Source organism: Chengkuizengella axinellae, assembly GCF_030730905.1.
GTDB classification, from domain to species: domain Bacteria; phylum Bacillota; class Bacilli; order Paenibacillales; family KCTC-33759; genus Chengkuizengella; species Chengkuizengella axinellae.
Map to the genome: position 1 here is coordinate 519,223 of NZ_JAVAMP010000001.1, position 12,352 is coordinate 531,574.

Consider the following 12,352-nt stretch of genomic DNA (forward strand, 5'->3'; position numbering starts at 1 on the left):
AAAGGTGATGGGATGAATACAAATTTAACAACATTTGCAGATTTATATCAATTTACAATGATGTACGGTTATTACAAAACTGGAAAAATGGACGAAGAGGTTGCATTCGATTTGTTTTTCAGAAAAAATCCTTTTCACAACGGGTATACCATTGCAGCGGGTTTAGAAACAGTAATACAGTACATTCAAAACCTGAGTTTTACTGATTCAGATATTGATTATTTAAAATCAACAGGATTATTTCAGGATGAGAATTTCTTTGATTACTTGCAAAATTTAAGTTTTACTGGCGATCTTTACGCTATGCCAGAAGGAACTGTTGTATTTCCGAATGAACCGTTAATTAAAGTTAGAACTAGATTATTTGAAGCACAATTTATCGAAACTGCGTTACTAACACAGATTGGGCACCAAAGCTTGATCGCTACGAAAGCTAATCGAATGACTCGTGTAGCTAATGGCAAACCCATATTAGAATTCGGTGCACGAAGAGCCCAGGGAGTTGAAAGTGCTGTGCTTGGCTCAAGAGCCTCTATCATTGGAGGGTGTAATTCAACCTCCAATGTGAAGGCCGGCAAAGAATATGACTTAATGATTTCAGGGACTCACGCTCATAGCTGGATTATGAGTTTTGATAGTGAGCTTGAAGCTTTTCAAAGTTATGCAGAAGCTTTCCCTGATCATCTAATTTTGCTAATAGATACTTTTGATACATTGAAATCAGGAATGCCAAATGCAATCAAAGTGTTTAGAGAAGTTAAGAAACAACATGGAGAACTTAAAACATATGGAGTGCGTTTAGATAGCGGAGATTTAGCTTACTTAAGCAAAAAGGCTAGAGAAATGTTGGATGAAGCAGGTTTCCAAGAGGCTATCATTGTTGCTTCGAATGATTTGGATGAATATACGATTCGAGAGCTAGAATCACAAGAAGCAAAAATTGATGCTTATGGTGTAGGCACAAAGCTCATTACTGCCTATGACCAACCTGCACTAGGCTGTGTCTATAAATTAGCCGCTGAAAAACTAAACGATAAGTGGATTCCAAAAATTAAGCGATCTGAAAACCCTGAGAAGATTACGAATCCTGGTTTAAAAAAAGTATTGCGGTATATTGATGAGAAAAATGGTGAAGCTTTAGTTGATTTAATCATGTTAGAAGATGAACAAATTCCAAACCAACCTTTTGAAGTGTTTGATCCCATTCATACTTGGAAAAGAAAAAAGGTGAAGCATTGTAAGTGGATTGAACTGCTGCAGCCTATTTTTATACAAGGCAAATTGGTATATGAGTCCCCCTCTATCAATGAAATTGTGGAGAATGTGCAGAGGAATTTGAGTAGTTTTTCAAAGGAACATAAACGATTCTCAAAACCACATATTTACCATGTTGATTTATCTCAAAATCTTTGGGATATGAAAATGAAATTGTTGGCTGAATTAGATTGATATGCATATCGCTGGATCTATATATGATTTGATTATTGAAGCCTTGGTCATCATGTATTATCTCTTTCTATATTAGGAAGAGATTTTTTATTGGAACTAATACAGAATTTATACGTATAGGATAATATATCGCAATAAAAGGAACTCTATTTTATGTGTTGACTTCCCTTTTTATAAAATTTGAATCTTTAAGAAAGTGCATACAAACGATTTTTTTGATAAAATGAAGTCTACAGGATACAAGTTAACCATGAAAGTGGTTTTAACACAACTATATCAGGAGGTGAAGCCTTACCCGATTAGGTGTAAGGTAATTTTTTGGATTATTTAAATTTATTGATTGTAGCACTACTTATATTTTTTACCGCTTTTTTTGTCGCAGTAGAATTTGCAATTGTCAAAGTAAGAAGTACAAGAATTGATGCTTTAGTAACAGAAGGGAATAACAATGCAAAAGCAGTAAGAAAGGTAATCGACAATCTTGATGGTTATTTATCTGGGGCGCAGCTCGGAATTACAATAACATCCTTAGGTTTAGGTTGGATTGGAGAACCTACAGTAGAGCATTTGTTGCATCCTATATTTCAATATTTCCAGTTATCAGAAACCGTAACTTCTACTTTATCCTTTGTGATTGCATTTAGCATTATTACTTTTTTACATGTAGTACTTGGGGAGTTAGCTCCAAAAACTATTGCGATTCAAAAAGCAGAAAGAGTTAGTTTGATGTTGGCAAGACCTTTGATATTATTTAATGCTATAATGTATCCTTTTATTTGGCTTTTAAATGGATCTGCGAGAATTTTAATAAAAATGTTTGGTATAAAACCTGCATCAGAGCATGAAATGGCTCATACAGAAGAGGAGCTTCGTCTAATTATATCTGAGAGCTATAAAAGTGGGGAAATAAATCAATCGGAACTGCAATATGTAAACAATATCTTCGAATTTGATGATCGACTAGCAAAAGAAATTATGATTCCAAGAACTGAAATCAGTGTGATCTATAAAAATAATGATGTAAAAGAAAACTTGGAAATCATCAATCGAGAAAAATATACGAGATATCCTGTTGCAAGTGAAGATAAAGATCAAATTATTGGGATGGTCAACGTAAAGGAGATATTTGGTGATTATATAAATGGGAAACAAGAGCCGCTTGAACACTATATTCGCCCAATCATACAAGTAATTGAGACCACGCCTATCAAAGATTTATTGACTGATTTACAAAAGAACCGCATGCATATGGCTATTCTTGTTGATGAATATGGTGGTACTGCTGGATTAGTTACTGTAGAAGATATTTTAGAAGAAATCGTTGGTGAAATTCGCGATGAATTTGATGAGAATGAGCAGCCAGAAATTAATAAAGTCAGTGAAACAAGTACCATCTTGGATGGGAAAGTCTTAATCGAAGATGTGAATGAACTATATAATTTAAATATAGAAAATAGGGAAATAGATACGATCGGTGGTTGGATTTTATCTGAAGCGGATGAAATAGAAGATGGAATCGTAGTTACAAAAGGCAGCTATGAGTTTGAAATTGTTGAACATGATGGGCATCAAGTTAAGAAAGTTGAAGTAAGAAAAAGTTCTTTTAAGAATGAAGATGAGTAGAGGAATTATATTAGATGATATAAGTAAAAGTCAGCTTCCCTTGTAATTGGGTAAGCTGACTTTTTATATATAAACATTGTTTGATTGAAATTCAGTTGTTTTATTATAATGCTTTCGCATATGTTTTTATCTTATGAAAATATACGTTTTAAAAGTCCTTTTTTATCCAGATTCGCTGCTAATTGCTGTGCATCCTTGATTGCAGCTTCTTTGCTTTCTGCGGCTTTTTCAGGTCCCATCGCTATTCCTTCAGCAATAATGCTAGTAACATCAGTAACTCCTACAAAACCTAATACGGTTTTTAAGTGACTATCTCCAAAATTTGCTCCTGCAGCAGGACCTTCAGAGTAAATACCTCCAGTTGCTTGGATATGAACAGCTTTTTTCCCTTCTAATAAACCAACAGGTCCTGTTTCCGTATATTTAAAAGTTTTCCCTGCTATTGCAAATGTATCAATATAAGCCTTTAATACAGGTGGAAAACCAAAGTTCCACATCGGAGTAACAAATACAAAACGATCCGCATCCATAAATTGATCTGTTAACTCGTTGATACGCCCTAATTTAGATTGTTGTTCGTTAGTTAATGAATCAAAGCTTTCTCCAGCACCTAACTTACCCCAAGCGCTAAGTACATCTGCATCAAGCAAAGGAATATTTTCTTCAAAAAGATCTAATTTTATCACTTCTACATCTCGATTTTTTTTAGTATAAGTTTCTAGAAATGTTTTACCTACTTGCTGACTTACTGAATTTTCTTCAGACAATGGATGAGCTGTAATATACAATAATTTTGACACTATTTATCTCTCCTTAAAATGTTATTGGTTACTTTATGTAAGTAATAATAAAATAAATATTAACTTTTGTCAAGAATCTATATTTAGTTTATAAATCAAATAACCAATGGTTTATTGATGGCGATATTCATTGTGAAAATAGTGGCAAACCTTTATCATGGTAGATAAGGAATGAAAAAAATGGATTCAAGGCGGGAGAAATTATAATGGAATCTGTTATATCCAACAATTATATTTTGAAAAATGGAGTCTCAATAAAAAATAGGATTCTTAAGAGTGCTATGAGTGAGGCATTAGGAAATCATCAATATCTTCCTACTGAAGGTTTATACCGATTGTATGAGCAATGGGCAGATGGCGGTACAGGGCTCTTAATTACAGGAAATGTCATGATAGATCGAAAAGCACTGGGAGAGCCTAGAAACGTAGTTGTAGAAGATGATAAGGTATTGCCTTTCCTTGAAAAATGGGCTGAAAAAGGAACAAAAAACAATACACAGCTTTGGATGCAATTAAATCATCCAGGAAAACAAGCGTTTAAAGGTGCTGTCAAAGAGTCTGTGGCTCCTTCTGCTATTCCTTTTGAAGGAAAAATCAGTCGTTTCTTTCATAAACCTAGAGAAATGAAAAAAGAAGAAATCGTTGATTCAATCAAACGTTTTGGATACAGCGCACTGCTTGCAAAAAAGTCTGGATTTACAGGAGTACAAATACATGGGGCACACGGATATTTAATTAGCCAATTTTTATCTCCGAGACATAATCAAAGAAAGGATGAATGGGGGGGAGATATTAATGGGAGAATGAAGTTTCTTATTGAAATTTATAGAGAAATAAGAAAACAAACAGGTGAATCTTTTCCAATTAGTGTTAAGTTGAACTCAGCTGATTTTATGAAAGCTGGATTTACCGAAGATGAGTCCATTTATACAGCACTGATGCTGGAAAAAGAAGGGGTTGATTTGTTAGAGATATCTGGTGGAACATATGAAAGCTCTCCAATGGCAAAAATGAACCAAAAGAGCAGCACAAAAATAAGAGAAGCTTATTTTATGGACTACGCGGAAAAACTTCGTCAAACTGTGAAAATACCACTTTGTGTTACAGGGGGATTTCGTTCTGTAACCGGAATGGAAAATGCCTTGAATTCAAATGCAATGGATTTTGTAGGATTAGCGCGCCCATTAGCTATATATCCTGACTTGCCCAACCTTTTTGCAAATCAATCCATCAATGAGATTCGTATTGATCAAAGGAAAACGGGTATACGATTTATAGATGAGTTGGGGATGCTTGAAATAACTTGGTATGCACAACAGTTGAGAAGGTTAGCTAAAGGGAGGAAAACAAGGCCTCAATACCCTGTTATTTTTTCATTTTTGCAAGCATTAGCTAAAAATGGGAAGGAAATATTCATTAAGCAACGTTCTGGTATATAAATACAGCTTCAAAAGAAGTTTGCTTTTAAATTCATTAAGTGGTATAGTTAATTTAAATCATTTACAAATATAATACAGATTTAATTAAGCTGTAACTTTTAAGGAGATAGCAGAGTTGAATCTTCTTAAAAGTTGCAGCTTTTTAGATGGTTTATATAGCTAGATGATTAATTATGAATATGTACTTAAGGTATATTTAGGAGGATTTTTTAAATGCAAAACGGTACTGTAAAATGGTTTAATGCTGACAAAGGTTTCGGTTTTATCGAAGTTGAAGGTGGAGACGATGTATTCGTACATTTCTCAGCTATTACTGGTGAAGGTTTCAAAACTTTAGAAGAAGGTCAAGCAGTTTCTTTCGACGTAGAAGAAGGAAGCCGTGGACCACAAGCTGTTAACGTAGTAAAAAAATAAAGATAAATAGCGATAATCGCTTTTAAGCATATTTATTTCATATCTAACGTTACAACAAAGCAAATGAAAGTTCCCACTAGTTATTCTAGTGGGGACTTTTTTTACATTTTCCACACAGAGAGTGAACCTCTCTCTATATTGTCTTCATTTTCTCAGGATATTTTTACGTCCACCTTACAAATTATTCATACATCCCATAACCATTTTTGGTACATTTATATAGAAAGAATAGAATCAGAGTTAGTTATACATAATTAACTCTGATTAAAATTACTCATATGGGAGAGTGTTCTATGTTTTTTCAATTAAAGGAGAAAAAGAAATGGTACTCATTTTTCATTATTTTTGTGTTATTATTTTCCCTCTTACTTGTGAATCTACAAAGCTTAGCAGAAGGACCAGACGATTTAGCTCCAGAAATTGTAGCTAGAGGACAAATTAATGGTAAGTCCGTTTTATTTGACAACACCCACGGTCAAACAGCTGGAGCTGCTGATTGGGTAATTGATGGGGCGTTTTCTGATTTTGCAAATGCTATTGCTGATCATGGCTATTATGTAAAAGAATTGAGAACTTCATCACCCATTACATACGATGATTTAAGTGCTTATGATGTGTTTGTTATTCCTGAGGCTAATATTCCTTACAAAATTTCTGAACAAAATGCAATGGTTCAGTATGTTCAAGATGGAGGAAGTATATTCTTCATTTCTGATCATTACAACGCAGACCGCAATAAAAATAGATGGGATGCTTCTGAAATTTTTAACGGGTATCGACGAGGTGCTTGGGGTGAACCCACAAAGGGAATGACTTTTGAAGAGGCAAATTCTCAAGCTATGGAAAATGTAAATAGTTCAGATTGGTTAGCTAATCATTTTGGTGTCCGATTTCGTTACAATGCAATTGGAGATGTCACTGCAAATCTTATTGTAGCTCCCGAACAATCATTTGGAATTACAGAAGGAGTGCAGGGTGTGGCAATGCATGCTGGATCTACATTAGCGATCATTGATGAAACGAAAGCAAAGGGCATTGTGTATCTTCCTCAAACGAACGCTGCTTGGAATTATGCAGTAGATCAAGGGGTTTATAATGAAGGTGGAGTGGCAGAAGGACCCTATGCTGCAATATCTAAGCTAGGTTTAGGAAAGGCTGCATTTATTGGAGATTCATCCCCTGTAGAGGATATTACACCTAAGTATGTCAGAGAGGAAAATGGTCAATCCAAACGAACATACGATGGTTTTTTAGAGCAAGATGATGCAACATTGCTTGTGAATATCATCGATTGGTTATCTGTAAAAGAAAATTATTCTAAATTGAATGAAGTACCTGGTTTACAGTTGGATGAACCGACTGTTCTATTAGACATGGAAAATCCTCAAAACTCAACTGAACCAGAAGTTGAACCGTGGGCGGCACCTGATGCTGGATATCACTGGTGGGATGCTTCGACATTTGCCCCTGGATCTTATGGATACGCTAATGTTTCAACTGATCCAACCCTAGATGGTGTCTTTTTCTCAGAATATATTGAAGGCAACAGTTATAATAAAGCACTCGAGATTTATAATGGCTCAGGTCAAGATATCAATTTATCTGATTATTCGATTGAACTTTCAAATCTATCTACAGATATTTCATTAAGTGGTACATTGAAAAACGGAGACATATTTGTCATTTCACATTCAAATGCAGATCAAGCTCTATTGAACGTTTCAGATATGACAACATCAAATCTCTCCTTTAATGGAGATGATTCCATAACATTAAAACAAAGCAATGAAATCATGGATGTGATTGGAGCTGCAGGTACACAATATGCAAAGGATATCACATTAGTTAGAAATGAAGACATAACCTTTGGAACATCAATTTACAACAGTAATGAGTGGACAGCCTATCCAAGCAATACATTTGATGATTTAGGTACACATTCCGCTTTAAATAGTGGAGGGTCTCATCAGACGGGTACCTTATTCTTTTCTGAATATATTGAGGGTAGCAGCTATAATAAAGCCATTGAAATTTATAATGGTACTGGTCAAGATATTAATCTTTCTAATGTTTTAATTGAATTGTCCAATATGTCCATATCCATTGCATTAAGTGGGATATTACAGAATGGGGATGTATTTGTTGTGTCACATTCAAATGCAGATCAAAGTTTATTGAACGCAGCTGATATGATAACATCGAATCTCTCCTTTAATGGAGATGACGCCATTACATTAATACAAAATGGTGAAATCATAGATGTGATTGGAGTTGCAGGTACACAATATGCAAAAGATACAACATTAATTAGGAATGAAAACATTGTTTCAGGTACATTAAGTTATGACATCAATGAATGGATTGCACATCCAATCAATACGTTAAATTATATAGGATTTCATGATTGAGAATGAATTAAGGTTCGGAGGAACTAGTTCTTTCTACAAAAGTATACATAATTTACTCTATAGTAGAATGAAGGAGTATACTATTTTTCGACGATTTTACCTCTTGCGAGTGATGTTTTGAAGGCGATGAACTCCTAAAATATAAGTATAAAGTAATTGAATTCAAATTTTAGGAGATGAAAAAAATGAAAAAACCAATGTTATTAGTCATTGCACTACTTGCTCTATCTTCCGTTATGGCAGCATTTGCCTTTACTAGCGCCACAATTGATAATGATGCTACTTTATCAGTAGTAAGCTCTGATGAATCATTAATTGCACTTATGCCTTATACTGAAGAAGATGAAGTTGCTGGAGTTAAAGACGGATTTGCATATATTGATGGTGGAAAATTGAAAATTGATCTTTCAAAAGGTCTTGGTGGTGAAGGGTTTGGTGTTCAGCCAAATAGTACGTTTGAATGGGGAAATTTATTTAAAGTTAGAAATAACTCAGAAGAAACGATCGAATTTAACATAACTAAAGAAGGCTGGGGATTTGATACAAAAGTGAACATATATTTACAAGGGCAAAATATTACGGCTGATAATGCTGATGTTCAAGAATTTTATTGGAGAAGTAATACTAGAAATGGAAAAGTGACTTTAGCTCCAGGAGAAGAAGCTAACATTTCTCTAAGCCTTGAAACTGAAGGTGGAGCACAATTAATTGAAAGAGAAGCTGAATTAACAGTAAACGCTACTGTAAAATAATATAGAACTTTTGAGACAGGGTAATCCTAAAGTGAGCTGTCACTTTAGGATTACCCTAATTTTCATGAATAAGGTGACACCAGGATAAAATAATAGTATAATAAATATGATAAACAATAAGGAGCTATATTTATGAGTGGAGTCGTTCTTAACTAATCGAAGTAAATAATGGATCAAAAACATGTTCTTATTTTTTGAAAAAATAAGAAGTTTATTTGAGTGTATTTTTTTGATCCTGTACTTTAAGTTGAGAACATTGGTATAGTTCGTTATTTATATACGTACGACACAACTCTGTGCCAATAGCACAGTTTTTTTGTGCTTTTTTGAGTGATGGTTTATTGAATCATCATGAAAAATCGAGAGTTTCGTACTTTTAAAAGACGGCAATGAATCTTTGTTCATTGTCGTCTTTTTTTATTTTTATTTTAAAAAATGGAGGGAAAAACATTGAATCAACATATGTTTGAGAGTTTAGAATTTGAGAAAATACAACAAGAAGTGATGAAATATGCTTTATCGGAGGAGGGTAAACAAAAGTTAGAAAAGCTTCAGCCATCCTTTAGTCTAAATGTGATCAAAAATGCTTTAGCAGAAATATCAGAAGCGAAAAAAATCTTAGTGAGAGGTTCAAGTGTACCCGTTCACAGCTTAAATGGAATGCAGCAGCTTATGGGAAGGTTAAACAAAGGTATGATCTTACGTCCAGAGCATTTCACTCAATTTGTAGCATTTTTAGACAGCTTGCGAAAAATGCTGATCTTTATGAAAGACAAAGAGAGCTTAGCGCCTAGTGTAAGCTCATATGTATATTCCATTTCAGATTTTTCACATTTATATGAGGAAATGAACAGAAGTATACGAAACGGAAAAGTAGATGATAAAGCAAGTAAGGCTTTAAGTAAAATAAGAAAAAATATATTGGTTTTGGAAGCTGAAATGAAAGAACGAATAGAAAAGGTATTAAAATCTAAAAAATATGCTAAATTTATTCAAGAAAAGATCGTAAGTATTCGTGATGGACACTACGTCATTCCTGTGAGAAAAGAATATCGAAAGAATATCATTGGAGTAGTTTATGATACATCAGCTTCAGGTTCAACAGTATTTATTGAACCTGAAGAAGTAAGCAAATGTCATCAAGAATTACAATTGTTAAAGATTGATGAGCAATTAGAAGAGGAAAAAATATGCTCTATATTAACCAATTTAGTGGAACAATCAGAGCATGAATTAAATATAGCTATTGAGATGATGATACATTATGACGTTTTATTTGCAAAAGCAAAATATAGTCAAGAAATTGATGGTATAGAGGTCTCCTTGAATGATGAAAAATTGATTAGTTTGAAAAATGCTAGACATCCGTTGTTAGGAAAGAGTGCTGTTCCTTTAAATGTAAGGATGGGTGAAACGTATGATGCATTAGTTATTACAGGTCCAAATACCGGAGGGAAAACGGTAACGATAAAAACCGTCGGATTGCTGACCCTTATGACACAATGTGGTTTGCATATCCCTGTAGAAAAAGGAAGTCAGCTAAGTATTTTTAATCAAATTTTAGTGGATATTGGAGATGGCCAAAATATAGAGCAGTCACTTAGTACTTTTTCATCTCGTATAAAAAATATTATTGAAATCTTAACCAACACAAATGATACGACGCTTGTATTGATTGATGAATTAGGTTCAGGTACAGACCCTGGGGAAGGAATGGGACTAGCGGTTGCCATTTTAGAAGAATTATATAAAAAGGGAGCGATTGTCTTTGCAACAACTCACTACAGTGAGATCAAAGATTTTGCTTCCAATCATGAAGGATTTGAAAATGGGTCTATGGATTTTGATTCTGATACTTTAAAGCCTAAATATCGATTAATCATTGGTAAAGGTGGCGACTCTCAGGCATTTCATATCGCTTTAAGTTTAGGTATGCATCCAAAATTAATTGAGAAAGCACATCTGATCACATATAAAGAAAAGAAATATTATGAATCAAATGCATCAGGAACTAGAGAGTGGAGAAATCAGGAAAGACAACTAGCATCAACAAAACGTTTTAAAAATAAAACAAATAAAAAACAAAAAAGGAAGGTGGTTGAATCCCCTCAATTTAAAATTGGCGACAATGTCTTTATCCCTCATCTGAAGCAATACGGGATTGTTTATAAACCAGCAGATGAAGTGGGGAATGTTGTGTTGATGGTCAAGGGAGAAAAGAAGGTAATGAATCATAAACGAATCAAAATGCACATTGAAGCTGCAGAACTTTACCCTGAAAATTATGATTTTGACATCATATTTGAAACAAAAGAAAATCGCAAAAAAAGAAATGAACTCAGTCGGAAACATGTTGAGGGTTTAACGATTGAATATGAGGAATGAAATTTGTGTTCACGAATAAAATTTATTTCCTTCGTACTTGCACAAATAACTAATCGCTCTCATAAAATATAACATTCTCTTCTTATGTGGGGGTGTAGCAAAATGCCAGGTTTCTTTGCGGCGTTAGCGTTGTTTGCTAAAGAGTTAGTGTTTTTTGTATCGTACGTAAAAAACAATGCTTTTCCCCAGCCCTTAGCCGAAAAAGATGAAGCCAAACATTTACGTTTAATGGCAGAAGGTCATCAAGAATCAAGAAACATTCTCATCGAGCACAATTTGCGATTAGTTGCTCACATTGTTAAGAAGTTTGATAATACTGGTGAAGATATTGAGGATTTAATTTCGATTGGAACGATTGGTTTAATCAAAGCAATTGAAAGTTATAAACCGAATAAGGGAACGAAATTAGCTACTTTCTCGGCTCGTTGTATAGAAAATGAGATATTGATGCACCTTCGTTCCTTAAAGAAAACAAGAAAGGATGTATCTCTCCAAGATCCCATCGGTACGGATAAAGAGGGAAACGAAATTACACTGATAGATATCCTAGGAACAGAATCGGACGAAGTAGTGGATAAAGTACAACTAAAAATAGAAAAAAGCAAAATATACAGCAATCTACATATCCTAGACGATCGAGAGCGAGAAGTAATTAAAGGCAGATTCGGATTGATTAAAGGTGGAGAAGAACTTACACAAAGAGAGATTGCTAAAGATTTAGGTATATCCAGATCGTATGTATCAAGAATTGAAAAGAGAGCATTAATGAAGTTATTTCATGAATTCTATAGAGTGAAAAAGTTATAAATGATCCCCACTAGTTAAGCTGGTGGGGATTTTTTTGTGCTTTAAGAACACAGTCTTCGTCTATATGGCTCGACAATCGACCAGTTTTCTTTATAAGAATAAGAATTTATAAGTTTTTAACAAATTCAAAGTTTCAACAAAAAATACCTTTAATGAAGGATTCGACAACATCTCCGAGAGACTCGGCTAGGAGTTTTTGTTCAAGGTACATCCAGTATTTGGACAAGCAGTAGGTAGAGAAAGTTTAAATCAAAATTCATGTAATAATTTCACAT

8 protein-coding genes and 2 pseudogenes are annotated in these 12,352 nt (G+C 34.1%); 9 read left to right on the forward strand and 1 reads right to left on the reverse strand.

Annotated elements, in window-relative coordinates:
- Positions 1-12 precede the first annotated feature (12 nt).
- Both Q5Y73_RS02605 and Q5Y73_RS02610 read left to right on the forward strand, forming a co-directional pair.
- Entirely contained in the window at positions 13-1,449 is a 1,437-nt protein-coding gene (locus tag Q5Y73_RS02605; RefSeq protein ID WP_305990282.1) for a nicotinate phosphoribosyltransferase, read from the forward strand.
- 318 nt (positions 1,450-1,767) lie between these two features.
- Positions 1,768-3,072: a hemolysin family protein gene (locus tag Q5Y73_RS02610; RefSeq protein WP_305990283.1), complete on the forward strand. Its 1,305-nt coding sequence runs from the start codon at positions 1,768-1,770 to the stop codon at positions 3,070-3,072.
- Between the two features lie 131 nt (positions 3,073-3,203).
- On the opposite strand, the gene Q5Y73_RS02615 is transcribed toward Q5Y73_RS02610, so the two are convergent.
- Positions 3,204-3,872, reverse strand: a complete 669-nt coding sequence (locus Q5Y73_RS02615; protein ID WP_305990284.1) for an FMN-dependent NADH-azoreductase — start codon at positions 3,870-3,872, stop codon at positions 3,204-3,206.
- Between the two features lie 206 nt (positions 3,873-4,078).
- Here Q5Y73_RS02615 and Q5Y73_RS02620 point away from each other — a divergent pair, with 206 nt between their 5' ends.
- The 7 genes and pseudogenes from Q5Y73_RS02620 to sigK all read left to right on the forward strand — a co-directional run bounded on the left by Q5Y73_RS02620 (position 4,079) and on the right by sigK (position 12,077).
- Entirely contained in the window at positions 4,079-5,311 is a 1,233-nt protein-coding gene (locus Q5Y73_RS02620) for an NADH:flavin oxidoreductase/NADH oxidase family protein (protein ID WP_305990285.1), read from the forward strand.
- A 213-nt stretch (positions 5,312-5,524) separates the two neighbouring features.
- Entirely contained in the window at positions 5,525-5,725 is a 201-nt protein-coding gene (locus tag Q5Y73_RS02625) for a cold-shock protein (RefSeq protein WP_305990286.1), read from the forward strand.
- A gap of 293 nt (positions 5,726-6,018) precedes the next feature.
- Positions 6,019-7,521: pseudogene (locus Q5Y73_RS02630) on the forward strand (lamin tail domain-containing protein); the annotation flags it as partial.
- A 180-nt stretch (positions 7,522-7,701) separates the two neighbouring features.
- Positions 7,702-8,133, forward strand: a pseudogene (locus Q5Y73_RS24985) (lamin tail domain-containing protein); the annotation flags it as partial.
- 185 nt (positions 8,134-8,318) lie between these two features.
- Positions 8,319-8,885 (forward strand): DUF1102 domain-containing protein, encoded by a 567-nt coding sequence (locus tag Q5Y73_RS02645; protein WP_305990287.1) that lies wholly within the window; start codon positions 8,319-8,321, stop codon positions 8,883-8,885.
- Between the two features lie 450 nt (positions 8,886-9,335).
- Positions 9,336-11,270: an endonuclease MutS2 gene (locus tag Q5Y73_RS02650; protein ID WP_305990288.1), complete on the forward strand. Its 1,935-nt coding sequence runs from the start codon at positions 9,336-9,338 to the stop codon at positions 11,268-11,270.
- Positions 11,271-11,372: 102 nt separating this feature from the next.
- A complete protein-coding gene (gene sigK, locus Q5Y73_RS02655) occupies positions 11,373-12,077 on the forward strand; it encodes an RNA polymerase sporulation sigma factor SigK (RefSeq protein WP_305990289.1) in 705 nt (234 codons plus the stop codon).
- Positions 12,078-12,352: the final 275 nt, after the last annotated feature.

Coding starts and splice junctions, on each gene's coding strand:
- Q5Y73_RS02645 (WP_305990287.1), top strand. CDS start 8,319: ATGAAAAAACCAATGTTATTAGTCATTGCACTACTTGCTCTATCTTCC.
- Q5Y73_RS02620 (WP_305990285.1), top strand. CDS start 4,079: ATGGAATCTGTTATATCCAACAATTATATTTTGAAAAATGGAGTCTCA.
- Q5Y73_RS02605 (WP_305990282.1), top strand. CDS start 13: ATGAATACAAATTTAACAACATTTGCAGATTTATATCAATTTACAATG.
- Q5Y73_RS02625 (WP_305990286.1), top strand. CDS start 5,525: ATGCAAAACGGTACTGTAAAATGGTTTAATGCTGACAAAGGTTTCGGT.
- sigK (WP_305990289.1), top strand. CDS start 11,373: ATGCCAGGTTTCTTTGCGGCGTTAGCGTTGTTTGCTAAAGAGTTAGTG.